The organism is Pseudomonas sp. Pme6b (genome assembly GCF_058129925.1).
This window is the reverse complement of the sequence record NZ_CM176704.1, coordinates 5281573-5306261: the sequence shown is the minus strand read 5'-3', so window position 1 is coordinate 5306261 and position 24689 is coordinate 5281573. Positions and strand designations below refer to the sequence as shown.

The following is a 24689-nucleotide window of genomic DNA, read 5'->3' as shown; positions in this document are numbered from 1 at the left end:
CAAGACAACAGTGGAGCTAGTAGATGGCAACTATCAACCAGCTGGTACGTCAGCCGCGTAAGCGTATCGTCGAGAAATCCGACGTGCCTGCGCTGCAGAACTGCCCGCAACGTCGCGGTGTGTGCACTCGTGTGTATACCACCACGCCGAAAAAACCTAACTCGGCATTGCGTAAAGTCTGCCGTGTGCGCCTGACCAACGGTTTCGAGGTTTCCTCGTACATCGGTGGTGAAGGTCACAACCTGCAAGAGCACAGCGTGGTACTGATCCGTGGCGGTCGTGTAAAAGACTTGCCAGGTGTTCGTTATCACACCGTTCGTGGTTCTCTGGATACTTCCGGCGTTAAAGGCCGTAACCAGGGTCGCTCGAAATACGGTACCAAGAAGCCTAAATAGTTTTTGGCTTCTGTGTGAAATTGCAGATTTCTATTTTTCTGAGTCGATAAGAGTAAGGTCGGGCGCATCCCTTGCGGGATGGTGGTCCCGAGCTAACCTGAAGACCGTTTGAGGGCTTATCCATGCCAAGAAGACGCGTAGCAGCCAAGCGCGAAGTGCTTGACGATCCAAAATACGGCAGCCAGATCCTGGCCAAGTTCATGAACCACGTTATGGAAAGCGGCAAGAAAGCCGTTGCCGAGCGTATCGTTTATGGCGCGCTGGAAAAGGTTAAAGAACGCAAGAACAGCGACCCCCTGGAAATCTTCGAGAAAGCTCTCGACGCCATCGCTCCGCTGGTCGAAGTAAAGTCGCGCCGTGTAGGCGGTGCTACTTACCAGGTTCCTGTCGAAGTTCGTCCGTCCCGTCGTAATGCTCTGGCAATGCGTTGGCTGGTAGACTTCGCGCGCAAGCGCGGTGAGAAGTCAATGGCGCTGCGTTTGGCTGGCGAACTGCTGGACGCCGCCGAAGGTAAAGGTGCTGCGGTCAAGAAGCGTGAAGACGTGCACCGTATGGCTGAGGCCAACAAGGCTTTCTCGCACTACCGCTTCTAATTTCAGCGTCACTAATTTTGCGAGGGCTTTATGGCTCGTACTACTCCGATTGGCCGCTACCGTAACATTGGTATCGTTGCTCACGTGGATGCTGGTAAAACTACCACCACCGAGCGCGTCCTTTTTTACACCGGCAAAAGCCACAAAATGGGCGAGGTGCATGACGGCGCCGCGACCACGGACTGGATGGTTCAGGAGCAGGAGCGTGGTATTACCATTACTTCTGCTGCTATTACTGCCTTCTGGCAGGGTTCCGAGAAGCAACACAAAGACCAATACCGTTTCAACGTTATTGACACCCCGGGCCACGTTGACTTCACCATTGAAGTTGAGCGTTCCCTGCGTGTACTCGACGGCGCGGTCGTTGTGTTCTGTGGCACTTCCGGCGTAGAGCCGCAGTCCGAAACCGTATGGCGTCAGGCCAACAAGTACGGTGTTCCACGTATCGTTTACGTGAACAAGATGGACCGTGCTGGTGCAAACTTTCTGCGCGTAATCGCTCAGATCAAGCAGCGTCTGGGCCACACCCCGGTGCCGATCCAGTTGGCCATTGGTGCCGAAGACAACTTCCAGGGTCAGATCGATCTGATGTCCATGGAAGCTGTTTACTGGAACGATGCCGACAAGGGTATGGTTCCACGTCGTGAGCCTATCCCTGTTGAACTGCAGGAACTGGCTGACGAGTGGCGCAGCAACATGGTTGAGGCTGCTGCCGAAGCCAGCGAAGAGCTGATGAACAAATACCTCGAAGGTGAAGAGCTCACCAACGAGGAAATCAAGGCCGCTCTGCGTCAGCGTACTATCGCTGGTGAGATCGTTCTTGCTGTTTGCGGTTCTTCCTTCAAGAACAAGGGTGTTCCCCTGGTTCTCGACGCCGTGATCGACTACCTGCCGGCTCCGACCGACATTCCAGCTATCAAGGGTTCCGATCCTGATAACGAAGAAGTCCTGATGGAGCGTCATGCAGACGACAACGAGCCGTTCTCGGCTTTGGCGTTCAAGATCGCTACCGACCCATTCGTGGGTACCTTGACTTTCGTCCGCGTTTACTCGGGCGTGTTGGCATCCGGCGACGGCGTGATCAACTCGGTGAAAGGCAAGAAAGAGCGTGTGGGTCGTATGGTGCAAATGCACGCAAACGCCCGCGAAGAAATCAAGGAAGTTCGCGCTGGTGACATCGCGGCCTTGATCGGCATGAAGGACGTCACCACTGGTGAAACCTTGTGCAACGCTGACAAGCCAATCATCCTGGTTCGCATGGACTTCCCGGAGCCGGTTATTTCGGTTGCCGTTGAGCCAAAAACCAAGGATGACCAGGAAAAAATGGGTATCGCTCTGGGCAAACTTGCTCAGGAAGACCCTTCTTTCCGCGTCAAGACTGATGAAGAGACTGGTCAAACGATCATCTCTGGCATGGGCGAGCTGCACCTGGACATCCTGGTTGACCGGATGCGCCGTGAGTTCAACGTCGAAGCCAACATCGGCAAGCCTCAGGTTTCCTATCGTGAGCGCATCACGAAGAATTGTGAAATCGAAGGCAAGTTCGTTCGTCAATCCGGCGGTCGTGGCCAGTTCGGTCACTGCTGGATCCGTTTTGCACCTGCTGACGAAGGTCAGGAAGGTCTGCAATTCGTAAACGAAGTGGTAGGTGGTGTTGTTCCCAAGGAATACATCCCGGCTATCCAGAAGGGTATCGAAGAGCAGATGAAGAACGGCGTTGTTGCCGGCTATCCGCTGATCGGCCTGAAGGCTACCGTGTTTGATGGTTCCTACCATGACGTCGACTCGAACGAGATGGCGTTTAAGGTGGCTGCTTCCATGGCGACCAAGCAACTGGCCCAGAAGGGCGGTGGTGAGTTGCTTGAGCCGATCATGGCGGTAGAGGTTGTTACGCCTGAAGACTATATGGGTGACGTGATGGGCGACCTTAACCGTCGTCGCGGCATGATCCTGGGTATGGAAGATACGGTGTCCGGCAAAGTAATTCGTGCCGAGGTTCCGTTGGGTGAGATGTTCGGTTATGCGACCGACGTTCGCTCCATGTCCCAAGGTCGCGCAAGCTACTCTATGGAATTCAAAAAATACAATACAGCTCCGTCGCACATCGTCGAAACTGTAACCAAAAAACAAGGCTGATTCAGCGCCTTTAGGCTAGGAGTTATTTGTCGTGGCTAAAGAAAAATTTGATCGTTCCCTCCCGCACGTCAACGTTGGCACCATTGGTCACGTTGACCACGGTAAAACCACGCTGACCGCTGCTCTGACTCGCGTCTGCTCCGAAGTTTTCGGTTCGGCTCGTGTTGACTTCGACAAGATCGACAGCGCACCGGAAGAAAAAGCTCGTGGTATCACCATCAACACTGCGCACGTTGAATACAACTCGCTGACCCGTCACTACGCTCACGTTGACTGCCCAGGTCACGCTGACTACGTGAAGAACATGATCACCGGTGCTGCCCAGATGGACGGCGCTATCCTGGTTTGTTCGGCTGCTGATGGTCCGATGCCACAAACTCGTGAGCACATCCTGCTGTCCCGTCAGGTAGGCGTTCCGTACATCGTGGTCTTCCTGAACAAGGCTGACCTGGTAGACGACGCTGAGCTGCTGGAACTGGTTGAGATGGAAGTGCGCGATCTGCTGAGCACTTACGATTTCCCGGGCGACGACACTCCGATCATCATCGGTTCTGCTCGTATGGCTCTGGAAGGCAAAGACGACAACGAAATGGGCACCACTGCCGTTCGTAAACTGGTTGAAACACTGGACAGCTACATCCCAGAGCCAGTTCGTCTGACCGACAAGCCATTCCTGATGCCAATCGAAGACGTGTTCTCGATCTCCGGTCGCGGTACTGTTGTGACTGGTCGTGTTGAGCGCGGTATCGTCAAGGTTCAGGATCCACTGGAAATCGTTGGTCTGCGTGACACTACCGTCACCACCTGCACCGGTGTTGAAATGTTCCGCAAACTGCTCGACGAAGGTCGTGCTGGCGAGAACTGCGGCGTTCTGCTGCGTGGTACCAAGCGTGACGACGTTGAGCGTGGCCAGGTTCTGGTCAAGCCAGGCACCGTCAAGCCGCACACTCAGTTCGAAGCTGAAATCTACGTTCTGAGCAAAGAAGAAGGCGGTCGTCACACTCCGTTCTTCAAAGGCTACCGTCCACAGTTCTACTTCCGTACTACCGACGTAACTGGTAGCTGCGAACTGCCGGAAGGCGTAGAAATGGTTATGCCAGGTGATAACGTTAAAGTTTCCGTTACCCTGATCAAGCCAATCGCAATGGAAGACGGTCTGCGTTTCGCAATCCGTGAAGGCGGTCGTACCGTCGGCGCTGGCGTCGTGGCCAAAATCATCGCGTAAGCGTTGATTCCCAAAAAGAGCCCCCGCAACGCGGGGGCTTTTTTATTGGGTTGACACCTAGTGAGGTCGTCTATAGAATTGCGCCTCCTTTTAACGGGCGTATTGCGCTCGGTGGGAACAGCAATCTGGAGTCTGAATCCAATGCAAAACCAGCAAATCCGTATCAGGTTGAAGGCTTTTGACCATCGCCTGATCGACCAATCAACCCAGGAAATCGTGGAAACCGCGAAACGTACTGGTGCACAGGTGCGTGGTCCGATTCCACTGCCGACTCGTAAAGAGCGGTTCACCGTTCTGGTTTCTCCGCACGTCAACAAAGACGCGCGCGACCAGTATGAGATCCGTACTCACAAGCGTGTTCTGGACATTGTTCAGCCAACGGAAAAAACCGTTGATGCGCTTATGAAGCTTGATCTTGCGGCCGGTGTGGAAGTTCAGATCAGCCTCGGCTAAGACTTGGGTCTTAGTCGTGTAACGCTCTGAAATGGGCGGCCATAGCGGGTGAAAGCCCCGTACACTCATGAGGTTTACAACATGACTATTGGTGTAGTCGGTCGTAAATGCGGTATGACCCGTATTTTCACCGAAGAAGGTGTCTCCATTCCGGTCACGGTCATTGAGATCGAGCCGAATCGCGTCACTCAGTTCAAAACCGAAGAAACCGATGGCTATCGTGCAGTGCAAGTCACTGTCGGCGAGCGTCGTGCTTCGCGTGTTACAGCCGCTCAGGCTGGCCACTTCGCTAAGGCGAACGTTGCCGCCGGTCGTACCGTCATGGAATTCCGTCTTGAAGAAGGCGACTACCAGGCTGGCGATCAGATCAACGCTGAAATCTTCGCCGCTGGTCAACTGGTTGATGTAACCGGTCAGTCCAAGGGTAAAGGCTTCCAGGGTACGATCAAGCGTTGGAATTTCCGTGGTCAAGACAATACCCACGGTAACTCCGTCTCCCACCGCGTCCCAGGCTCTATCGGCCAGTGCCAGACTCCTGGTCGTGTATTCAAGGGCAAAAAAATGTCCGGTCATATGGGCGCTGAGCGCGTGACCGTGCAGTCCCTGGAAGTAGTGCGCGTGGACGCTGAACGCAATCTGTTGTTGGTCAAGGGTGCTGTTCCTGGCGCTACTGGCGGCAACCTGGTTGTACGTCCGGCAGCCAAGGCTCGCGGTTAAGGGGAAGCTGACATGCAATTAAATGTAAATGACGCTCAGGCAATCGAAGTTTCCGAACTGACATTTGGCGGCGAATTCAACGAGACGCTGGTTCACCAGGCAGTCGTGGCCTACATGGCTGGCGGTCGTCAGGGCAGCAAGCAGCAAAAGACCCGTTCCGACGTTCGTGGTGGCGGTAAGCGCCCTTGGCGTCAGAAAGGTACTGGCCGTGCTCGTGCCGGTACTATCCGTAGCCCAATCTGGCGTGGCGGCGGTGCCACTTTCGCAGCTCGTCCTCAGGATCACACTCAGAAGCTCAACAAGAAGATGTATCGCGCTGCTTTGCGCTCCATCCTTGCTGAACTGGTTCGTACTGATCGTCTGGTCGTGGTTCAGGACTTCGCTGTTGAAGCACCGAAAACCAAAGATCTGCTTAACAAGCTGACTGGCATGGGCCTGACTGACGTCCTGATCGTGTCTGACGCTGTTGACCAGAATCTGTACCTGGCTGCTCGTAACCTGCCACACGTTGATGTACGTGATGTTCAAGGTTCCGATCCAGTTAGTCTGATCGCATACGACAAGGTGTTGATCACCGTGTCGGCCGTGAAGAAATTCGAGGAGCTGCTGGGATGAACCAGGAACGCGTATTTAAAGTTCTGCTTGGTCCGCACGTTTCCGAAAAGGCTACGGTTCTTGCAGACAAAAAAGGTCAGTTCGTTTTCAAGGTTGCTACTGACGCAACCAAGCTGGAAATCAAGAAGGCCGTCGAAAGCCTGTTCAGCGTGAAAGTAGAGCGTGTTACTACCCTGAACGTTCTGGGTAAGAGCAAGCGCACTGCTCGCGGTCTGGGCAAGCGTAATGACTGGAAGAAGGCAGTTATCTCCCTTCAGCCAGGCCAAGATCTCGATTTCAGCAGCAGTGCTGAGTAAGGAAGGGGTGCATCATGGCAATCGTTAAATGCAAACCGACTTCCCCTGGCCGCCGTTTTGTGGTCAAGGTGGTCAACCAGGAGCTGCATAAAGGCGCTCCTCACGCACCGCTGCTCGAGAAAAAATCGAAGTCTGGTGGTCGTAACAACAATGGTCGTATTACTACCCGTCATATCGGTGGTGGCCATAAGCAGCATTATCGTCTGGTCGACTTCCGTCGCAACGACAAGGATGGCATCGCTGCCACCGTCGAGCGTATCGAATACGATCCAAACCGTACTGCTCACATTGCTCTGCTGCTTTACGCAGACGGCGAGCGCCGCTACATCATCGCCCCTAAAGGCGTGAGTGCTGGCGACCAGCTGATTGCAGGTGCTCTGGCACCAATCAAGCCGGGCAACGCTCTTCAACTGCGCAACATTCCAGTTGGTAGCACCGTACACGGCATCGAACTGAAGCCAGGTAAAGGCGCACAGATCGCTCGTTCCGCTGGTGCCTCGGCACAGCTGATCGCTCGTGAAGGTGTGTACGTAACCCTGCGTCTTCGCTCCGGTGAAATGCGTAAAGTACTGTCTGAGTGCCGTGCAACGCTGGGCGAAGTCTCGAACTCCGAGCACAGCCTTCGTTCGCTGGGTAAAGCGGGTGCCAAACGCTGGCGTGGCGTTCGCCCAACCGTTCGTGGTGTTGCCATGAACCCGGTTGACCACCCACATGGTGGTGGTGAAGGTCGTACCTCTGGTGGTCGTCATCCGGTATCGCTGTGGGGCTTCCCGACTAAGGGCGCGAAGACTCGTGGTAATAAGCGTACCGACAAAATGATCGTCCGTCGTCGCAAGTAAATAGAGGGATACGACAGTGCCACGTTCTCTGAAAAAAGGTCCTTTTATTGATCTTCACCTACTGAAGAAGATCGAAGTGGCGGCGGAAAAGAACGATCGCAAACCAGTTAAAACCTGGTCGCGTCGTTCGATGATCCTGCCACAAATGGTCGGTCTGACCATTGCAGTGCATAACGGTCGTCAACATGTTCCAGTTCTCGTGAACGAAGACATGGTCGGCCATAAACTAGGCGAGTTTGCCGGTACCCGCACATATCGTGGGCACGTGGCAGACAAGAAAGCCAAGCGTTAAGGGGTAAGGAACGATGGAAGTAGCCGCTAAGTTGTCGGGCGCTCGAATCTCCGCCCAGAAAGCCCGCTTGGTCGCCGACCAGATCCGCGGGAAGAAGGTGGGCGAAGCGCTCAACCTGTTGGCTTTCAGCAGTAAGAAAGCCGCCGAGATCCTGAAGAAAGTGCTGGAGTCGGCTGTAGCCAACGCCGAGCATAACGAAGGCGCAGACGTTGATGACCTTAAGGTCTCCACCGTTTTCGTCAACGAAGGGCGTTCGCTGAAGCGCATCATGCCACGTGCTAAAGGCCGTGCTGATCGCATCGTCAAGCGGTCTTGCCATATCACTGTCAAGGTTGCTGACAAGTAACGGAGTCGAAGAGATGGGTCAGAAAGTACATCCCATTGGCATTCGCCTGGGAATCGTCAAGGAGCACACCTCCGTCTGGTACGCAGACGGTCGGACTTATGCGGACTATTTGTTCGCTGATCTGAAAGTGCGTGAGTACCTCCAAGACAAATTAAAAAGCGCGTCCGTCAGCCGTATCGATATCCATCGTCCGGCTCAGACAGCACGTATCACCATCCACACCGCTCGTCCAGGTATCGTTATCGGGAAGAAAGGTGAAGATGTTGAGAAACTGCGTCAGGACCTGACCAAGCAAATGGGTGTGCCTGTGCACATCAATATCGAAGAGATCCGTAAGCCGGAGCTCGACGGTATGCTGGTTGCGCAGAGCGTAGCTCAGCAGCTGGAGCGTCGTGTAATGTTCCGTCGCGCTATGAAGCGCGCTGTTCAGAACGCCATGCGCATTGGTGCCAAAGGCATCAAAATCCAAGTGAGCGGTCGTCTCGGCGGTGCTGAAATCGCACGTACTGAATGGTATCGCGAAGGTCGTGTGCCACTGCACACCCTGCGTGCCGACATCGACTATGCCAACTACGAAGCTCACACCACTTACGGTGTGATCGGTGTAAAGGTTTGGATCTTCAAAGGCGAAGTAATTGGTGGTCGCCAAGAAGAACTGAAACCACAAGCACCAGCGCCTCGTAAAAAAGCTGCTAAGTAAGGGGTACGCCAAATGTTGCAACCAAAGCGTACGAAGTTCCGCAAGCAGATGACCGGCCACAACCGTGGTCTGGCACTGCGCGGTAGCAAAGTCAGCTTCGGCGAGTTCGCGCTGAAGTCTGTTGCTCGTGGTCGTCTCACCGCTCGTCAGATCGAGTCAGCGCGTCGTGCTCTGACCCGTCACGTTAAACGTGGCGGCAAGATCTGGATCCGTGTGTTCCCGGACAAGCCTGTTACCAAAAAGCCACTCGAAGTTCGGATGGGTAAAGGTAAGGGTAACGTGGAGTACTGGGTTGCCCAGATTCAGCCAGGCAAAGTCCTGTATGAAATCGAGGGTGTTACTGAAGAGCTGGCGCGTGAGGCTTTCGCCCTGGCTGCTGCAAAGCTGCCGCTCGCCACCTCCTTTGTTAAGCGGACGGTGATGTGATGAAAGCGAATGAACTTCGTGAAAAATCAGCACAGCAGTTGAACGAGCAACTGCTCGGCCTGCTGCGCGACCAGTTCAATCTGCGTATGCAGAAAGCAACTGGCCAGTTGGGGCAGTCTCATCTGCTCTCGCAAGTTAAGCGTGACATCGCTCGCGTGAAAACTGTGCTCAACCAGCAGGCAGGTAAGTAATCATGGCTGAAGCCGAAAAAACTGTCCGTACGCTGACTGGCCGTGTTGTCAGCGACAAGATGGACAAGACCATCACCGTTCTGATCGAGCGTCGCGTAAAGCACCCGATCTACGGTAAATACGTTAAGCGTTCGACTAAGCTGCACGCGCACGACGAAACCAACCAATGCCATATCGGCGACAAGGTCACGATTCGTGAAACTCGTCCGGTAGCCAAGACCAAGTCTTGGGCGTTGGTTGATATCCTCGAACGCGCTGTGGAAGTCTAAGGGCTAGGGGTCGGAGAAATTATATGATTCAGACTCAATCCATGCTCGATGTGGCCGATAACAGCGGCGCACGCCGCGTTATGTGCATCAAGGTGCTGGGTGGCTCCCATCGTCGTTACGCTGGTATCGGTGACATCATCAAAGTGACCGTCAAGGAAGCAATTCCGCGCGGTAAGGTGAAAAAAGGCCAGGTGATGACTGCAGTTGTAGTCCGCACTCGCCACGGTGTTCGTCGTGCAGACGGCTCCATCATCCGCTTTGACGGCAACGCTGCTGTTCTGTTGAACAACAAGCAAGAGCCGATCGGTACCCGTATCTTTGGGCCAGTGACCCGTGAACTTCGTACTGAGAAGTTCATGAAGATCGTCTCGCTCGCCCCTGAAGTGCTTTAAGGAGATCCGACATGCAAAAGATTCGTCGTGACGACGAGATCATCGTGATCGCCGGCAAAGACAAAGGTAAGCGCGGTAAGGTGCTCAAGGTTCTCGCTGACGACCGTCTGGTCGTTGGTGGGATCAACCTGGTGAAGCGTCATACCAAGCCAAACCCGATGTCGGGCGTACAGGGCGGTATCGTCGAGAAAGAAGCGCCACTGCACGCTTCCAACGTCGCCATTTTCAACGGCGCAACCAACAAGGCTGACCGCGTTGGTTTCAAAGTTGAAGACGGCAAGAAAATTCGTGTCTTCAAGTCGACCCAAAAAGCGGTTGATGCTTGAACACTGCTAGGTAGAAGACCATGGCACGACTAAAAGAGATTTACCGGAAGGAAATCGCTCCGAAACTTAAGGAAGAACTTAAGCTTTCGAACGTGATGGAAGTTCCGCGCGTTACCAAAATCACCCTGAACATGGGTCTGGGCGAAGCGATCGGCGACAAAAAAGTCATCGAGCACGCTGTTGCTGACCTGGAAAAGATCACCGGTCAAAAAGTCGTTGTGACTTACGCTCGGAAATCCATCGCTGGCTTTAAAGTCCGCGAAGGTTGGCCGATCGGCGTCAAAGTGACTCTGCGCCGCGATCGTATGTATGAATTCCTGGATCGTCTGCTGTCGATCTCCCTGCCTCGGGTTCGCGACTTCCGCGGCCTGAATGCCAAGTCCTTCGATGGTCGTGGTAACTACAGCATGGGCGTGAAAGAGCAGATCATTTTCCCGGAAATCGACTACGACAAGATCGATGCTCTCCGCGGTCTGGACATTACCCTGACCACCACTGCCAAGAACGATGACGAAGGCCGCGCATTGCTGCGTGCTTTCAAATTCCCGTTCCGCAACTGATTGGAGTAGGAAAATGGCCAAGAAGAGCATGAAAAACCGTGAGCTGAAGCGTCAGCTTACCGTTGCCAAGTACGCCAAGAAGCGTGCAGAGCTGAAAGCTATCATCGTTGATCTGAACGCAAGTCCAGAAGCACGTTGGGAAGCGACCGTAGCCCTGCAGAAGCAACCACGTGACGCAAGCGCTGCGCGCATGCGTAACCGTTGCCGCATCACTGGTCGTCCACACGGCGTCTACCGCAAGTTCGGCCTCGGCCGTAACAAGCTGCGTGAAGCAGCAATGCGTGGCGACGTTCCAGGTCTGGTTAAAGCCAGCTGGTAAGGCGCACCTCTCGCGCCCTCCCGCCGGCTACGCAAGTCACCGGTCGGGATGGTGCCTGAATTTGAATCAAGCCCCTTTTGGGGCTTGATTCATTTCCGGGGTAGGACTAGAATTGCCGGCTCGCCTGAGCCCGTGTTTTTACTTGCCCGGAAGTTCTCGGCGATCAAGCTGTAGCCGCAAGGCTAATTATTTTGTTTTAGGAGCGTCTAGCCCATGAGTATGCAGGACCCGTTAGCGGACATGCTAACTCGTATCCGTAATGCCCAGATGGCTGAAAAGCCCGTCGTAAGCATGCCATCTTCCACGTTGAAGGTTGCTGTAGCAAAAGTCCTGAAGGACGAAGGCTACATTGCGGGTTATCAGATCAGCAGCGAAGTTAAATCCTCGCTGTCCATCGAGCTTAAGTACTTCGAAGGCCGTCCGGTCATCGAAGAGGTTAAGCGCGTCAGCCGCCCAGGCTTGCGTCAGTACAAGTCCTCCGATGATCTGCCGAAAGTTCGTGGCGGTCTTGGTGTGTCTATCGTCTCCACCAGTAAAGGTGTGATGACGGATCGTGCTGCGCGCGCTGCCGGTGTCGGTGGCGAAGTGCTTTGCACTGTGTTCTAAGGGGGGATAAGCATGTCACGCGTCGCTAAGAACCCCGTTAAGCTGCCATCCGGCGTCGAAGTCAAACTCGTCGGCCAGCTGCTTTCGGTGAAGGGTGCCAAGGGCACTCTAGAACTGAACATCCATTCGTCCGTTGAGATTGTTGAAGAAGCTGGTGAGCTGCGTTTCGCTGCTCGCAATGGCGATCAACAAACCCGCGCAATGGCAGGCACCACTCGTGCACTGGTAAACAACATGGTCCAAGGCGTGAGCCAAGGCTTCGAGCGCAAGCTCCAGCTGGTCGGTGTTGGTTACAAGGCGCAAGCAAAAGGCACGGTACTGAACCTTGCACTTGGCTTCTCGCACCCAGTGGACTACGAATTGCCGAATGGCATCACCGCTGAGACCCCCAGCCAGACCGATATCCTGATTCGCGGTATCGATAAGCAGTTGGTTGGTCAAGTGGCCGCTGAGATCCGCGACTTCCGCTGTCCTGAGCCTTACAAAGGCAAAGGTGTGCGTTACGCAGACGAAGTCGTCCGCCGTAAAGAAGCCAAGAAGAAGTAGGGCATAGCAAATGACCGTCAAAAAAGTTACCCGACTGCGTCGCGCTCGCAAAGCACGCCTGAAAATGCACGAGCTAGAAGTCGTGCGTCTCTGCGTGCACCGCTCTTCGCAGCACATTTATGCCCAGGTCATCTCGGCCGACGGCAGCAAAGTCCTGGCAAGCGCCTCGACTTTGGACAAAGAACTGCGTGATGGCGCCACTGGCAACATCGACGCGGCCACTAAGGTTGGCAAGCTGGTCGCCGAGCGCGCGAAAGCCGCGGGTGTATCGCAAGTCGCTTTCGACCGTTCTGGCTTCAAGTACCACGGCCGTGTCAAAGCGCTGGCTGATGCTGCTCGTGAAGGCGGGCTGGAGTTCTAAGTTATGTCAAATCACGACCAAAAACGCGACGAAGGCTACATCGAGAAGCTGGTTCAAGTTAACCGCGTGGCCAAAACCGTAAAAGGCGGCCGTATCTTCACTTTCACTGCGTTGACCGTAGTGGGTGATGGTAAAGGGCGCGTTGGCTTCGGCCGTGGCAAGTCACGTGAAGTGCCTGCTGCGATCCAGAAGGCGATGGAAGCTGCTCGTCGCAACATGATTCAGGTTGATCTGAACGGCACTACCCTGCAGTACGCAATGAAGTCTGCTCATGGCGCCTCGAAGGTGTACATGCAGCCTGCTTCTGAAGGTACCGGTATCATCGCTGGCGGCGCTATGCGCGCAGTGCTGGAAGTTGCTGGTGTCCAGAACGTATTGGCCAAGTGCTACGGTTCGACTAACCCGGTAAACGTGGTTCACGCCACTTTCAAGGGTTTGAAGGGCATGCAGTCTCCTGAGTCCATCGCTGCCAAACGTGGCAAGCGTGTTGAGGAGATCATCTGATCATGGCTACCGTTAAAGTAACGCTGATCAAAAGCATGACCGGCCGCATCCCTAATCACAGATTGTGCATTAAGGGTTTGGGTCTGCGTCGCATCGGTCACACTGTAGAAGTCCTGGATACTCCCGAAAATCGCGGGATGATCAACAAGGCTTACTACATGCTGCGAGTCGAGGGTTAATCGATGAAACTCAATGATCTGAGTCCAGCGCCGGGTTCCCGTCGCGAAAAGCATCGTCCGGGCCGTGGTATCGGTAGCGGTTTGGGCAAGACCGGTGGCCGTGGCCACAAAGGTCAAAGCTCCCGCTCCGGTGGCACTATTGCTCCGGGCTTTGAGGGCGGCCAACAGCCGCTGCATCGTCGCCTGCCAAAATTCGGTTTCGTTTCCCTGAAAGCCATGGACCGCGCAGAAGTGCGTCTGTCCGAGCTGGCTAAAGTGGAAGGCGACATCGTAACTGTGCAGTCCCTGAAAGATGCCAACGTGATTAACCAGAACGTTCAGCGTGTGAAAATCATGCTGTCGGGCGAAGTTACTCGCGCTGTCACTATCAAGGGTATCGCCGCCACCAAAGGTGCGCGTGCGGCTATCGAAGCAGCTGGCGGCAAGTTCGAGGAATAAATGGCTAAGCAAGGTGCTCTCTCTGCGCTCGGCAAAGGCGGTATGTCTGAACTCTGGGCTCGTCTGCGTTTTCTGTTCCTGGCGATTATCGTCTACCGAATAGGCGCACACATCCCGGTTCCAGGTATTAACCCTGACCGACTCGCAGAACTGTTTCGACAGAATGAGGGGACCATTCTTAGCTTGTTCAACATGTTTTCCGGTGGCGCGCTGGAACGGATGAGCATCTTTGCGCTGGGGATCATGCCGTACATTTCGGCATCGATCATCATGCAGTTGATGACCGCCGTCAGCCCGCAACTGGAGCAGTTGAAGAAGGAAGGTGAAGCTGGCCGTCGCAAGATAAGCCAGTACACCCGCTATGGCACCGTTGTCCTGGCTCTTGTTCAAGCTATCGGCATGTCCGTTGGTCTGGCGAGTCAGGGCGTCGCGTTTTCTGGGGACCTGGGTTTCCACTTTGTGGCCGTAACTACCTTCGTGGCAGGTGCGATGTTCATGATGTGGCTGGGCGAGCAGATTACCGAGCGCGGTGTCGGCAACGGTATCTCGATGTTGATCTTCGCAGGTATCGTCGCTGGTCTTCCGAGAGCAATTGGGCAGTCTTTCGAGTCTGCGCGTCAGGGTGATATCAACATCTTCGCTCTGGTTGCTATCGGTTTGCTGGCGGTAGCGATCATCGGTTTCGTGGTGTTTATTGAGCGTGGTCAGCGTCGTATCGCTGTTCACTACGCCAAGCGTCAGCAGGGCCGCAAGGTCTTCGCTGCACAGACAAGCCACTTGCCGCTGAAAGTGAACATGGCTGGCGTTATTCCAGCCATTTTCGCGAGCAGCATTTTGCTGTTTCCGGCTTCGTTGGGGTCCTGGTTTGGTCAGTCTGAAGGTCTGGGCTGGTTGCAGGACATCTCGCAGTCGATCGCTCCTGGTCAGCCGTTGAATATTCTGCTGTTTAGTGCAGGGATTATTTTCTTCTGCTTCTTCTATACGGCGTTGATGTTCAATCCGAAAGACGTAGCGGAAAACCTGAAGAAGTCCGGTGCCTTTATTCCGGGTATTCGTCCAGGCGAGCAGTCGGCGCGCTATATTGATGGCGTTTTGACTCGCTTGACCATGTTCGGTGCTCTATATATGACGGCCGTGTGTCTGCTTCCCCAGTTTCTGGTGGTTGCGGCAAACGTACCGTTCTACCTTGGCGGGACCTCGTTGCTGATCGTGGTCGTGGTTGTGATGGACTTTATGTCGCAAGTGCAATCTCACCTCGTTTCGCACCAGTATGAATCCCTGATGAAGAAAGCCAACCTGAAGGGCTACGGTGGCAGCGGCGGTATGCTGCGCTGAAGCACCCCTAAGGTTCGAGGAGTTGGTGATGAAAGTTCGTGCATCGGTGAAAAAGCTGTGCCGTAACTGCAAGATTATTCGCCGCGAAGGTGTGGTTCGAGTAATTTGCAGCGCGGAACCACGTCATAAGCAGCGCCAAGGCTGATTGTGATTTGTGCTTAAGCCCAGCAGCTAGTGCGCTGCTGGGTTGATTATTTGTTACTACAGCGATATTATCTCGCGCCCTATTTCTTGGCTTCCGGGGCGTAGGTAGCTGTCAATTGGAGTCCCACTGAATGGCCCGTATTGCAGGCGTTAACATTCCAGATAACAAGCATACTGTTATCTCGCTGACCTACATCTATGGTGTTGGTCGCACCACTGCACAGAAAATTTGTGCAACCACCGGTGTAAACCCGGCGGTGAAAATCAAAGATCTGAGCGACGAGCAGATTGAACAGCTGCGTGGCGAAGTGGCGAAGTTCACCACTGAAGGTGACCTGCGTCGCGAAATCAACATGAAAATCAAGCGCTTGATGGACCTGGGCTGCTACCGCGGTCTGCGTCATCGTCGTGGTCTTCCAGTACGCGGTCAGCGTACCAAGACCAACGCGCGTACTCGCAAAGGTCCGCGTAAGCCGATCCGCAAGTAATCGCACCAGCGCAACGACAGGAATTTAGTCATGGCAAAACCTGCTGCTCGTCCTCGTAAAAAAGTTAAAAAGACAGTGGTTGATGGCATCGCCCACATCCACGCGTCGTTTAACAACACAATCGTCACCATTACCGATCGTCAAGGTAACGCTCTTTCGTGGGCTACCTCCGGCGGTTCGGGTTTCCGTGGTTCGCGCAAGTCCACCCCGTTCGCTGCTCAAGTAGCTGCTGAGCGTGCTGGTCAAGCTGCGCTGGAGTACGGTCTGAAGAACCTCGACGTCAATGTCAAGGGTCCAGGCCCAGGTCGTGAATCCGCTGTCCGTGCATTGAACGGCTGTGGCTATAAGATCGCCAGCATCACCGACGTGACGCCAATCCCGCACAACGGGTGCCGTCCGCCGAAGAAGCGCCGCGTGTAATCCAGGAGACTGTAAGAAATGGCTCGTTACATTGGTCCAAAATGCAAACTTGCTCGTCGTGAAGGCACCGATCTCTTTCTGAAGAGCGGCGTTCGCGCTATCGAATCCAAGTGCAACATCGAAGCAGCTCCAGGTATCCACGGCCAACGCCGCGGTCGCCAGTCCGATTACGGTACTCAGCTGCGTGAAAAGCAAAAAGTCCGTCGTATCTACGGCGTTCTCGAGCGTCAGTTCAGCGGCTACTACAAAGAAGCCGCCGGCAAGAAAGGTGCAACAGGCGAGAACCTGCTGCAACTGCTCGAATGCCGTCTGGACAACGTTGTATACCGCATGGGCTTCGGCTCGACGCGTGCCGAATCCCGTCAATTGGTTTCGCACAAGTCGGTCAGCGTAAACGGCAAAACCGTTAACGTTCCTTCTTATCAGGTTCGTGCTGGCGACGTTGTTGCTATCCGCGAAAAAGCTAAGAATCAGCTGCGTATTGTCCAGGCTCTCGATCTGTGTGCCCAACGTGGCCGCGTAGAATGGGTAGAAGTAGACACTGAGAAGAAATCGGGCGTTTTCAAGAACGTTCCAGCTCGCAGTGATCTATCCGCCGACATCAACGAAAGCCTGATTGTCGAGCTCTACTCCAAGTAAGGGCTAGAAAATAGGTGCATCCATGCAGATTTCGGTAAATGAGTTCCTGACACCCCGCCATATTGATGTGCAGGTTGTCAGTCCAACCCGCGCCAAGATCACTCTCGAGCCTCTCGAGCGTGGTTTCGGCCATACCCTGGGCAACGCGCTTCGCCGCATTTTGTTGTCCTCCATGCCCGGCTGTGCAGTAGTCGAGGCCGAGATTGACGGTGTACTCCATGAGTACAGCGCCATCGAAGGTGTACAGGAAGACGTCATTGAAATCCTGTTGAACCTTAAAGGTCTGGCTATCAAGCTGCACGGTCGAGACGAAGTTACGCTGACCTTGTCGAAGAAGGGTTCGGGGGTGGTTACCGCTGCCGATATTCAGCTGGATCATGATGTCGAGATCGTTAACCCCGATCACGTAATCGCTAACCTGGCGTCTAACGGCGTCTTGAACATGAAGCTCACCGTAGCTCGTGGTCGTGGTTATGAGCCGGCAGACTCGCGTCAAAGCGATGAAGACGAAAGCCGCAGCATTGGTCGCTTGCAGCTTGATTCTTCGTTCAGCCCGGTTCGCCGTATCGCATACGTGGTGGAAAACGCCCGTGTCGAGCAGCGTACTAACCTGGACAAGCTGGTTATTGATCTGGAAACCAACGGTACTCTGGACCCTGAAGAGGCTATCCGTCGCGCTGCAACCATCCTGCAACAGCAGCTGGCTGCGTTCGTGGACCTCAAAGGCGACAGCGAACCAGTGGTAATCGAACAGGAAGACGAGATCGATCCGATCCTGCTTCGTCCGGTTGACGATTTGGAACTGACCGTGCGTTCGGCCAACTGCCTTAAGGCGGAGAACATCTACTACATCGGCGATCTGATTCAGCGCACCGAAGTAGAGCTGTTGAAGACTCCGAACCTGGGCAAGAAATCCTTGACCGAGATCAAGGACGTTCTGGCTTCTCGTGGTCTCTCCCTCGGCATGCGCCTCGACAACTGGCCGCCGGCAAGTCTTAAGAAGGACGACAAGGCTACGGCCTGATCGTCGTAATCACCGAACGCGAGTTTGGTAAGGAATGAACCATGCGTCATCGTAAAAGTGGACGTCACCTGAGCCGTACCAGCTCTCACCGTAAAGCCATGTTTCAAAACATGGCGGTGTCGCTGTTCGAGCACGAGCTGATCAAAACTACCCTGCCGAAAGCCAAGGAACTGCGTCGCGTTGCCGAGCCGCTGATCACCCTGGCCAAGGAAGACAGCGTTGCTAACCGTCGTCTGGCTTTCGACCGTACTCGTTCGAAAGAAATCGTCGGCAAGCTGTTCAACGATCTGGGCAAGCGCTATGCAACCCGTCAGGGCGGCTACCTGCGTATCCTCAAGTGCGGTTTCCGCGCTGGCGACAACGCGCCAATGGCGTACGTCGAGTTGGTTGATCGTCCTGTCGGTGGCTCTGTAGAAGCCGCTGAATAAGACATCAGTTTGAACAAGAGACCGGGCCTTGCGCCCGGTTTTTTGTTGTCTGGGATTAAAAAAACCTATCGATAGTCATGGCTTAATGAATTCGATGCTGCAATAGTTTTCCACAATACTTCCTCTCAAGCCAATTAACCGGCTATACACGCCAGAGGAAGACTTACATGAGCCAGAAGACCCTTACGACCGCCAGCGGTGCACCAGTCGCCGACAACCAGAACTCCCGCTCGGCAGGCCCACGTGGTCCTTTACTGCTCGACGATTTCCACCTGATCGAAAAGCTTGCTCACTTCAACCGTGAGAATATTCCGGAACGTCGTGTACACGCCAAAGGATCGGGTGCTCATGGCACATTCACCGTTACCCGTGATATCAGCCAATACAGCAGCGCCAAGCTGTTCGATACGATCGGCAAGCAGACCCCGATTTTTCTACGTTTCTCCACTGTAGGTGGTGAGCGTGGCTCGGCGGATACCGAATGTGACCCGCGCGGCTTTGCAATCAAGTTTTACACCGAGGAAGGTAACTGGGACATCGTGGGTAACAACACGCCAGTGTTCTTTATCCGTGACCCGCTGAAATTTCCTGACTTCATCCACACGCAGAAACGTCTTCCGCAAACCAACCTGAAAAGTCCGCAAATGATGTGGGATTTCTGGTCGCACTCGCCTGAGGCGCTGCACCAGGTCACTATTCTGTTCTCGGACCGAGGCATCCCGGACGGCTATCGTCACATGCACGGCTTTGGTAGCCATACGTACAGCCTGATCAGCGCTGCAGGTGAGCGTCATTGGGTGAAGTGGCACTACAAGACCCGGCAGGGCATCAAGAACCTCACGCCAGCCGAGGCTGCGCGCATTGCGGGCACTGATCCCGATTACGCCCAGCGCGACCTGTTCACTGCTATCGAGAGGGGCGACTTCCCCAAGTGGCAGGTTTGCATTCAACTGATGAGCGAAGCCCAGGCTGCGAACCACCACGAGAACCCGTTCGACGTGACCAAGACCTGGTCGCAGAAAGAATATCCGCTGATTGAAGTCGGTGAACTGGAGCTGAACCGTAACCCGCTCAACTACTTTGCCGAGGTTGAGCAAGCAGCGTTTGGTCCCAGCAACATGGTGCCCGGTGTTGGTTTGTCGCCGGACCGCATGTTGCAAGGACGCGTGTTTGCGTACGCTGATGCACATCGTTATCGCGTAGGTACCAATCACCAGCAATTGCCGATCAATGCACCGAGGAACCCAGTGCATAGCTACCAGCGCGACGGGTCGATGGCCTTCGGTACCAATGGCGGGGCGGCTCCGAACTATGAGCCAAACAGCTATTCGGATGCACCGAAAGAAGATCCACGCTATGCAGAGCCTATGCTGACTTTGAGCGGTGCCGCAGTTCGTCATGATCATCGCGTGGACGGCGATTACTACAGTCAGACGGGCAAGTTGTTCATGAACCGCCCCGGGTTTCTCGGAGACCCTTTTGTTTGAGTCATGCCACCTGGGCAGACTCGGTGAGTTGCTGATAATAGATTGCTTCTGCTTCGACCGGTGGAATATGACCGATTGGCTCCAGCAGGCGGCGGTGATTGAACCAGTCCACCCATTTCAGGGTTTCCAGCTCCACCGCCCCCCGTGTGGGCCAAGAGCGTCGATGAATCACTTCAGCCTTGTAAAGACCATTGATGGTCTCAGCCAAAGCATTGTCGTAAGAGTCACCGACACTCCCGACCGATGGCTCAATACCGGCTTCGACAAGACGCTCGGTATAGCGAATGGACACGTACTGCACGCCACGGTCACTGTGGTGAATGAGTCCACCCTGCTTGACTGGGCGACGGGCGTAAAGGGCTTGCTCCAGTGCATCGAGTACAAAATCGGTACGCGCTGAACTGGACACCTTCCAACCGACGATGAATCGGGCAAAGACATCAATGATGAAGGCCACGTAAACAAAACCCTGCCAGGTACTGACGTAGGTAAAGTCCGATACCCATAGGGCGTTCGGGCACTCAGCCACAAACTGACGGTTGACATGATCCTGCGGGCACGGCCTGGCTTGGTCGCTGACCGTCGTCTTGACGGGCTTGCCGCGTACCACGCCTTGCAGGCCCAGCTCTCCCATCAGACGTTGCACCGTACAGCGGGCGACTTGCAGTCCGTCACGCAGCAATTGTCGCCAGACCTTGCGCACGCCATATACCTGGAAGTGCTCATCCCAGACTCGCTGGATGTGCTCACCCAGTTCCTGGTCACGCTGCGCACGCGCTGACTGCTGGCTGGGGTCAGCCTGCTGAGCAGCGTACCGGTAGTACGTCGACGGGGCGATTGGCAACACCTTGCAAATCGGCTCGACCCCGTAAGACTGGCGGTTTTCATCAATAAACGTCTTCATCGTTTGAATGGGCGGTCGAGCTCCGCCTGGGCAAAATAGGCTGAGGCCTTACGCAAGATCTCGTTAGCTTGACGCAACTGACGGTTCTCACGCTCCAAGAGCTTGACTCGCTCACGTTCGACTGTGCTCAGCCCATCACGCTGGCCGCTGTTGCGCTCAGATTGGCGAACCCACAGCCGTAATGTCTCGGGCGTGCAGCCGATCTTGGGGGCAATGGCACTGATGGTGGCCCACTGCGACTCGTACTCAGGAAGGTGTTCGAAAACCATCCTGATGGCCCGCTCACGGACCTCTGGGGAATACTTCGGTAGTTTTTTCATCGCTCCATCCTCTCAAAGGTTGGAGTCTCCGAGAAACCCGGGGCGGTTCATCAACCTGATGAGCGCTGATCAAAAAGCGCTGCTGATCAGTAACATTGCCGGCGCGATGGGTGGTGTTTCCAGTGACATCGTGCAGCGTCAGTTGCAGCATTTCTACAAGGCTGACCCGGCCTACGGGGAAGGCATTGCCAACGCTCTGGGTATAAAACTGGGCTGAGTCGAAGTGAGAAACAGAACCGCCCTCATTTGGGCGGTTTTTCGCTTCTTAACGGCGTAATTTCGCCACTTTTCGTCGGTTTATTGCGTTTTTCTCAGTGACCTTGCGCGGCGCTTGGTTCAAACTATCGGCTTTGAAGCAGGAGTCTGGTGCGATGCAAGGCCACCCCGAAGTAATCGATTATCTCAACACGTTGCTCACGGGCGAACTGGCGGCTCGTGACCAATATTTCGTTCACTCGCGCATGTACGAAGACTGGGGCTTTTCGAAGCTCTATGAGCGTATCAACCACGAGATGGAAGAAGAGGCACAACACGCTGATGCGCTGATGCGTCGTATCCTGATGCTTGAAGGCACGCCACGCATGCGTCCGGATGACTTGGATGTCGGCACCACAGTGCCTGAGATGCTCGCCAGCGATCTGCGTCTGGAATACAAGGTTCGTGCTGCGCTGTGCAAGGGCATCGAGCTTTGTGAGCTGCACGGTGACTACGTGACCCGTGAAATCCTGCGTGTGCAACTGGCCGATACGGAAGAAGACCACACTTATTGGCTTGAACAGCAGATGGGCTTGATCAAGTCCATTGGCCTGCAGAACTACCTGCAATCGCAGTTCTGATTCGATAGCCATAAAAAAGCTCCTGCACTTACGTGACAGGAGCTTTTTTGTACCTGGGTCTGACCGAAGCCAGACCCGTTTTCGCAACGCCGGTTAAGCCCTGTCTCTGATCAACAGAGGCTTCAGGTAATGCCCGGTGTACGACTGCTCCATCTCGGCGACCTGTTCAGGTGTGCCGGTCGCAATGATCTGCCCGCCTCTTGAACCGCCTTCCGGCCCCAGGTCCACCAGCCAGTCCGCCGTCTTGATGACATCCAGGTTGTGCTCGATCACCACCACTGTGTTGCCGTGGTCGCGTAGGCGATGCAATACATCCAGCAACTGCTGAATATCCGCGAAGTGCAGGCCCGTGGTCGGCTCGTCGAGGATGTACAGCGTTTTGCCAGTGTCACGCTTGGACAGCTCACGCGACAGCTTGACCCGCTGCGCCTCGCCGCCTGACAGGGTTGTCGCCGATTGCCCCAGCTTGATATAGGAAAGTCCTACATCCATCAGGGTTTGCAGCTTGCGCGCCAGTGCAGGAACGGCGTCGAAGAACTCACGCGCTTCCTCGATGGTCATCTCCAGCACTTCGTGTACGTTCTTGCCTTTGTACTTGATCTCAAGCGTTTCGCGGTTGTAACGCTTGCTCTTACACACATCGCAGGGCACGTAGATGTCCGGCAGAAAGTGCATCTCAACCTTGATCAGCCCGTCGCCCTGGCACGCCTCGCAGCGTCCGCCCTTGACGTTGAACGAGAACCGTCCCGGACCGTAGCCCCGTGAACGCGATTCCGGTACACCGGCAAACAGTTCACGAATCGGCGTGAACAGCCCGGTATAGGTCGCCGGGTTGGAGCGCGGCGTACGACCAATAGGGCTCTGGTCAATGTCGACGACCTTGTCCAGATGCTGCAGGCCATTGATGCTATCGTGGGCGGCCGCCTCAAGCGTCGTGGCACCGTTCAACGCCGTAGCGCTCAGCGGAAACAGTGTGTTGTTGATCAGCGTCGACTTGCCCGACCCGGAAACACCCGTCACGCAGGTCAGCAGACCAATCGGAATATCGAGATTGACGTTCTGCAGGTTGTTGCCACGCGCACCTTTGAGCGTCAGCGACAGCTTCTTGTTACGCGGCGTGCGCTTGGCGGGTACAGCAATCTTCACACGGCCCGACAGGTACTTGCCGGTCAGTGAGTCGGGATGCGACATCACTTCGTCCGGCGTACCTTCGGCAACGATATGACCACCATGCACACCCGCGCCCGGGCCGATGTCGACCACATAGTCGGCCAGGCGAATCGCATCTTCATCGTGCTCGACCACAATCACGGTGTTGCCTATGTCGCGCAGGTGCTTGAGCGTGCCCAGCAAACGATCGTTATCGCGCTGGTGCAGGCCAATGGACGGCTCATCGAGGATGTACATCACCCCGACCAGGCCCGCACCGATCTGGCTGGCCAGGCGGATACGCTGAGCCTCACCGCCGGACAGGGTGTCCGCGCTGCGATCCAGTGTCAGGTAATCCAAGCCCACGTTGACCAGAAACTGCAGACGCTCACGGATTTCCTTGAGAATCTTGTCGGCAATTTCGCCGCGCCGTCCGGTCAGCTTGAGCGTTTCGAAGTAATGCGTGGCATCGCCAATCGGCAGATTGGTCACCGCAGGCAAGGTCTTTTCACCTACCCACACATGGCGCGCCTCACGACGCAAGCGGGTACCTCGGCAATCAGGGCAGGGCTGCGTGCCCAGAAACTTGGCCAGCTCTTCACGCACAGTCGCTGATTCGGTTTCCCGGTAGCGACGTTCCAGATTCGGCACGATGCCTTCGAACGGGTGCGCGCGCTTGACGATATCGCCGCGGTCGTTCAGATAGCGGAAGTCGACACTCTGCGAGCCGCTGCCGTTGAGCAGAACTTTCTGCATGTCGGCCGGGATTTCTTTGAACGGCACTTCCAGACTGAAACCGTAGTGCTTGGATAGCGACCCCAGCATCTGGAAGTAATAGACGTTACGCCTGTCCCAGCCTCGTATCGCGCCTTCGGCAAGCGTCAACTCGGCATTTACCAGCCGCTTGATATCAAAGAACTGCTTTACGCCCAGACCGTCGCAGGTCGGGCATGCGCCGGCCGGGTTGTTGAAGGAGAACAGCTTCGGCTCCAGCTCGCTGATCGCATGGCCACAGATCGGGCAGGCGAAGCGGGCAGAGAAAATCACTTCTTCGCCCGGTTCATCGTCCATGGGCGCGACCAGCGCAATGCCGTCGGCCAGCTTCAAGGCGGTTTCAAAGGATTCCGCCAGGCGCTGCTGCAGATCGGCGCGGACCTTGAAACGGTCCACTACCACATCAATCGAGTGCTTCTTCTGCTTGTCCAGCTTCGGCAGCTCATCCAGCTCACACAGCTTGCCGTTGACCCGCGCGCGAACAAAACCTTGCGCGCGCAGCTCTTCAAAGACCGACAGATGTTCACCCTTGCGCTCACGGATAACCGGCGCAAGCAGCATCAACTTGCTGCCTTCGGGCTGGGTCAACACGAGATCGACCATCTGGCTGACGGTCTGCGCTTCCAGCGGGATATCGTGGTCCGGGCAGCGAGGCTGGCCGACGCGCGCATACAAAAGACGCAGGTAGTCGTAGATTTCGGTGATCGTCCCCACGGTCGAGCGCGGGTTATGCGAAGTAGACTTCTGCTCGATGGAAATCGCCGGCGACAGACCTTCGATCGTGTCGACGTCCGGTTTTTCCATCATCGACAGGAACTGCCGGGCGTAGGCAGACAGCGACTCGACATAACGGCGTTGCCCTTCGGCGTACAGCGTATCGAAAGCCAGTGAAGACTTGCCTGAGCCGGAGAGCCCGGTGATAACGATCAGTTTGTCGCGGGGAAGTGTCAGGTCAATATTTTTCAGGTTGTGGGTTCGTGCCCCACGTATCAGGATCTTGTCCACTGCGGCCTCGCT

The 24689-nt window shown here is 55.2% G+C and carries 35 protein-coding genes, 2 pseudogenes and 1 other annotated feature; of the genes and pseudogenes, 35 read left to right on the top strand and 2 right to left on the bottom strand.

Annotation, left to right across the window (positions count from 1 at the left end):
• Nucleotides 1-23 precede the first annotated feature (23 nt).
• From rpsL to AC4ANE_RS23985, 33 genes and pseudogenes are all read left to right on the top strand, one after another.
• On the top strand, nucleotides 24-395 hold the full coding sequence (gene rpsL, locus AC4ANE_RS24145) for a 30S ribosomal protein S12 (protein WP_002555494.1): 372 nt from the start codon (nucleotides 24-26) through the stop codon (nucleotides 393-395).
• A gap of 122 nt (nucleotides 396-517) precedes the next feature.
• On the top strand, nucleotides 518-988 hold the full coding sequence (gene rpsG / locus AC4ANE_RS24140; RefSeq protein ID WP_002555493.1) for a 30S ribosomal protein S7: 471 nt from the start codon (nucleotides 518-520) through the stop codon (nucleotides 986-988).
• A 30-nt stretch (nucleotides 989-1018) separates the two neighbouring features.
• Nucleotides 1019-3124 carry an elongation factor G gene (gene fusA, locus AC4ANE_RS24135; RefSeq protein ID WP_031596243.1) on the top strand — a complete coding sequence of 702 codons (2106 nt, stop codon included), beginning with the start codon at nucleotides 1019-1021 and terminating at the stop codon, nucleotides 3122-3124.
• A gap of 31 nt (nucleotides 3125-3155) precedes the next feature.
• Nucleotides 3156-4349: an elongation factor Tu gene (gene tuf / locus AC4ANE_RS24130; RefSeq protein WP_004658287.1), complete on the top strand. Its 1194-nt coding sequence runs from the start codon at nucleotides 3156-3158 to the stop codon at nucleotides 4347-4349.
• 141 nt (nucleotides 4350-4490) lie between these two features.
• Nucleotides 4491-4802, top strand: coding sequence for a 30S ribosomal protein S10 (gene rpsJ, locus AC4ANE_RS24125; RefSeq protein ID WP_002555491.1), 312 nt, complete (start codon nucleotides 4491-4493; stop codon nucleotides 4800-4802).
• An 81-nt stretch (nucleotides 4803-4883) separates the two neighbouring features.
• Nucleotides 4884-5519, top strand: coding sequence for a 50S ribosomal protein L3 (gene rplC / locus AC4ANE_RS24120; protein WP_002555490.1), 636 nt, complete (start codon nucleotides 4884-4886; stop codon nucleotides 5517-5519).
• Between the two features lie 12 nt (nucleotides 5520-5531).
• Complete coding sequence (gene rplD / locus AC4ANE_RS24115) at nucleotides 5532-6134, top strand: 50S ribosomal protein L4 (protein WP_460408558.1); 603 nt, start codon at nucleotides 5532-5534, stop codon at nucleotides 6132-6134.
• Complete coding sequence (gene rplW / locus AC4ANE_RS24110) at nucleotides 6131-6430, top strand: 50S ribosomal protein L23 (RefSeq protein ID WP_002555488.1); 300 nt, start codon at nucleotides 6131-6133, stop codon at nucleotides 6428-6430. Before rplD ends, rplW begins: the two co-directional genes overlap by 4 nt.
• A 14-nt stretch (nucleotides 6431-6444) precedes the next feature.
• A complete protein-coding gene (rplB, locus tag AC4ANE_RS24105) occupies nucleotides 6445-7269 on the top strand; it encodes a 50S ribosomal protein L2 (protein WP_002555487.1) in 825 nt (274 codons plus the stop codon).
• Nucleotides 7270-7285: 16 nt separating this feature from the next.
• Nucleotides 7286-7561, top strand: a complete 276-nt coding sequence (gene rpsS, locus AC4ANE_RS24100) for a 30S ribosomal protein S19 (RefSeq protein WP_002555486.1) — start codon at nucleotides 7286-7288, stop codon at nucleotides 7559-7561.
• Between the two features lie 13 nt (nucleotides 7562-7574).
• The gene (gene rplV / locus AC4ANE_RS24095; RefSeq protein WP_002555485.1) at nucleotides 7575-7907 is read left to right on the top strand and encodes a 50S ribosomal protein L22; all 333 of its coding nucleotides are present in this window, start codon (nucleotides 7575-7577) and stop codon (nucleotides 7905-7907) included.
• 13 nt (nucleotides 7908-7920) lie between these two features.
• Nucleotides 7921-8607 carry a 30S ribosomal protein S3 gene (gene rpsC, locus AC4ANE_RS24090; RefSeq protein ID WP_003176422.1) on the top strand — a complete coding sequence of 229 codons (687 nt, stop codon included), beginning with the start codon at nucleotides 7921-7923 and terminating at the stop codon, nucleotides 8605-8607.
• Nucleotides 8608-8619: 12 nt separating this feature from the next.
• Nucleotides 8620-9033, top strand: a complete 414-nt coding sequence (gene rplP, locus AC4ANE_RS24085; RefSeq protein WP_002555482.1) for a 50S ribosomal protein L16 — start codon at nucleotides 8620-8622, stop codon at nucleotides 9031-9033.
• The gene (gene rpmC, locus AC4ANE_RS24080; RefSeq protein WP_002555481.1) at nucleotides 9033-9224 is read left to right on the top strand and encodes a 50S ribosomal protein L29; all 192 of its coding nucleotides are present in this window, start codon (nucleotides 9033-9035) and stop codon (nucleotides 9222-9224) included. The genes rplP and rpmC overlap by 1 nt, the downstream gene beginning before the upstream one ends.
• A 2-nt stretch (nucleotides 9225-9226) precedes the next feature.
• Complete coding sequence (rpsQ, locus tag AC4ANE_RS24075; protein WP_002555480.1) at nucleotides 9227-9493, top strand: 30S ribosomal protein S17; 267 nt, start codon at nucleotides 9227-9229, stop codon at nucleotides 9491-9493.
• Nucleotides 9494-9516: 23 nt separating this feature from the next.
• The gene (gene rplN / locus AC4ANE_RS24070; protein ID WP_002555479.1) at nucleotides 9517-9885 is read left to right on the top strand and encodes a 50S ribosomal protein L14; all 369 of its coding nucleotides are present in this window, start codon (nucleotides 9517-9519) and stop codon (nucleotides 9883-9885) included.
• 11 nt (nucleotides 9886-9896) lie between these two features.
• A complete protein-coding gene (gene rplX / locus AC4ANE_RS24065; protein ID WP_002555478.1) occupies nucleotides 9897-10211 on the top strand; it encodes a 50S ribosomal protein L24 in 315 nt (104 codons plus the stop codon).
• Nucleotides 10212-10231: 20 nt separating this feature from the next.
• Entirely contained in the window at nucleotides 10232-10771 is a 540-nt protein-coding gene (rplE, locus tag AC4ANE_RS24060) for a 50S ribosomal protein L5 (RefSeq protein WP_002555477.1), read from the top strand.
• A 13-nt stretch (nucleotides 10772-10784) separates the two neighbouring features.
• Nucleotides 10785-11090, top strand: a complete 306-nt coding sequence (gene rpsN, locus AC4ANE_RS24055; protein ID WP_002555476.1) for a 30S ribosomal protein S14 — start codon at nucleotides 10785-10787, stop codon at nucleotides 11088-11090.
• A 213-nt stretch (nucleotides 11091-11303) separates the two neighbouring features.
• On the top strand, nucleotides 11304-11696 hold the full coding sequence (rpsH, locus tag AC4ANE_RS24050) for a 30S ribosomal protein S8 (protein ID WP_002555475.1): 393 nt from the start codon (nucleotides 11304-11306) through the stop codon (nucleotides 11694-11696).
• A 12-nt stretch (nucleotides 11697-11708) separates the two neighbouring features.
• Nucleotides 11709-12242 carry a 50S ribosomal protein L6 gene (gene rplF, locus AC4ANE_RS24045; RefSeq protein WP_031596255.1) on the top strand — a complete coding sequence of 178 codons (534 nt, stop codon included), beginning with the start codon at nucleotides 11709-11711 and terminating at the stop codon, nucleotides 12240-12242.
• A 10-nt stretch (nucleotides 12243-12252) separates the two neighbouring features.
• Nucleotides 12253-12603: a 50S ribosomal protein L18 gene (rplR, locus tag AC4ANE_RS24040; protein WP_002555473.1), complete on the top strand. Its 351-nt coding sequence runs from the start codon at nucleotides 12253-12255 to the stop codon at nucleotides 12601-12603.
• A gap of 3 nt (nucleotides 12604-12606) precedes the next feature.
• Nucleotides 12607-13107, top strand: coding sequence for a 30S ribosomal protein S5 (rpsE, locus tag AC4ANE_RS24035; protein ID WP_003317099.1), 501 nt, complete (start codon nucleotides 12607-12609; stop codon nucleotides 13105-13107).
• Between the two features lie 2 nt (nucleotides 13108-13109).
• Nucleotides 13110-13286, top strand: coding sequence for a 50S ribosomal protein L30 (gene rpmD, locus AC4ANE_RS24030; protein WP_002555471.1), 177 nt, complete (start codon nucleotides 13110-13112; stop codon nucleotides 13284-13286).
• Nucleotides 13287-13289: 3 nt separating this feature from the next.
• Complete coding sequence (gene rplO, locus AC4ANE_RS24025) at nucleotides 13290-13724, top strand: 50S ribosomal protein L15 (protein WP_002555470.1); 435 nt, start codon at nucleotides 13290-13292, stop codon at nucleotides 13722-13724.
• Nucleotides 13725-15059: a preprotein translocase subunit SecY gene (gene secY / locus AC4ANE_RS24020; RefSeq protein WP_002555469.1), complete on the top strand. Its 1335-nt coding sequence runs from the start codon at nucleotides 13725-13727 to the stop codon at nucleotides 15057-15059. It begins immediately after the preceding gene.
• A 28-nt stretch (nucleotides 15060-15087) separates the two neighbouring features.
• Nucleotides 15088-15204 carry a 50S ribosomal protein L36 gene (rpmJ, locus tag AC4ANE_RS24015; protein ID WP_002555468.1) on the top strand — a complete coding sequence of 39 codons (117 nt, stop codon included), beginning with the start codon at nucleotides 15088-15090 and terminating at the stop codon, nucleotides 15202-15204.
• 130 nt (nucleotides 15205-15334) lie between these two features.
• A complete protein-coding gene (gene rpsM, locus AC4ANE_RS24010; protein ID WP_002555467.1) occupies nucleotides 15335-15691 on the top strand; it encodes a 30S ribosomal protein S13 in 357 nt (118 codons plus the stop codon).
• A gap of 30 nt (nucleotides 15692-15721) precedes the next feature.
• Nucleotides 15722-16111: a 30S ribosomal protein S11 gene (gene rpsK, locus AC4ANE_RS24005; RefSeq protein ID WP_002555466.1), complete on the top strand. Its 390-nt coding sequence runs from the start codon at nucleotides 15722-15724 to the stop codon at nucleotides 16109-16111.
• 18 nt (nucleotides 16112-16129) lie between these two features.
• The gene (gene rpsD, locus AC4ANE_RS24000; RefSeq protein ID WP_002555465.1) at nucleotides 16130-16750 is read left to right on the top strand and encodes a 30S ribosomal protein S4; all 621 of its coding nucleotides are present in this window, start codon (nucleotides 16130-16132) and stop codon (nucleotides 16748-16750) included.
• Nucleotides 16751-16772: 22 nt separating this feature from the next.
• A complete protein-coding gene (locus AC4ANE_RS23995) occupies nucleotides 16773-17774 on the top strand; it encodes a DNA-directed RNA polymerase subunit alpha (RefSeq protein ID WP_002555464.1) in 1002 nt (333 codons plus the stop codon).
• Between the two features lie 41 nt (nucleotides 17775-17815).
• On the top strand, nucleotides 17816-18202 hold the full coding sequence (gene rplQ / locus AC4ANE_RS23990) for a 50S ribosomal protein L17 (RefSeq protein WP_002555463.1): 387 nt from the start codon (nucleotides 17816-17818) through the stop codon (nucleotides 18200-18202).
• A 167-nt stretch (nucleotides 18203-18369) separates the two neighbouring features.
• Nucleotides 18370-19650, top strand: a pseudogene (locus tag AC4ANE_RS23985) (catalase); the annotation flags it as partial.
• A gap of 40 nt (nucleotides 19651-19690) precedes the next feature.
• On the opposite strand, the gene AC4ANE_RS23980 reads toward AC4ANE_RS23985, so the two are convergent.
• Nucleotides 19691-20913, bottom strand: a protein-coding gene (locus tag AC4ANE_RS23980) for an IS3-like element IS51 family transposase (RefSeq protein ID WP_095178853.1) whose coding sequence is annotated in 2 segments (ribosomal slippage) — nucleotides 19691-20628 and nucleotides 20628-20913 — 1224 coding nt in all. Because the reading frame shifts where the segments join, the coding sequence is not laid out codon by codon here.
• Nucleotides 20519-20635: a sequence feature (AL1L pseudoknot), on the bottom strand. (Overlaps the previous gene by 117 nt.)
• A gap of 40 nt (nucleotides 20914-20953) precedes the next feature.
• Between AC4ANE_RS23980 and AC4ANE_RS23975 the strand changes: the two are divergent.
• Together AC4ANE_RS23975 and bfr are read left to right on the top strand one after the other, a co-directional pair.
• Nucleotides 20954-21130 (top strand): annotated as a pseudogene (locus AC4ANE_RS23975) (catalase-related domain-containing protein); the annotation flags it as partial.
• Nucleotides 21131-21284: 154 nt separating this feature from the next.
• A complete protein-coding gene (gene bfr, locus AC4ANE_RS23970; protein WP_002555461.1) occupies nucleotides 21285-21749 on the top strand; it encodes a bacterioferritin in 465 nt (154 codons plus the stop codon).
• Nucleotides 21750-21842: 93 nt separating this feature from the next.
• On the opposite strand, the gene uvrA is transcribed toward bfr, so the two are convergent.
• Entirely contained in the window at nucleotides 21843-24677 is a 2835-nt protein-coding gene (gene uvrA, locus AC4ANE_RS23965; protein WP_002555460.1) for an excinuclease ABC subunit UvrA, read from the bottom strand.
• Between the last annotated feature and the right edge of the window lie 12 nt (nucleotides 24678-24689).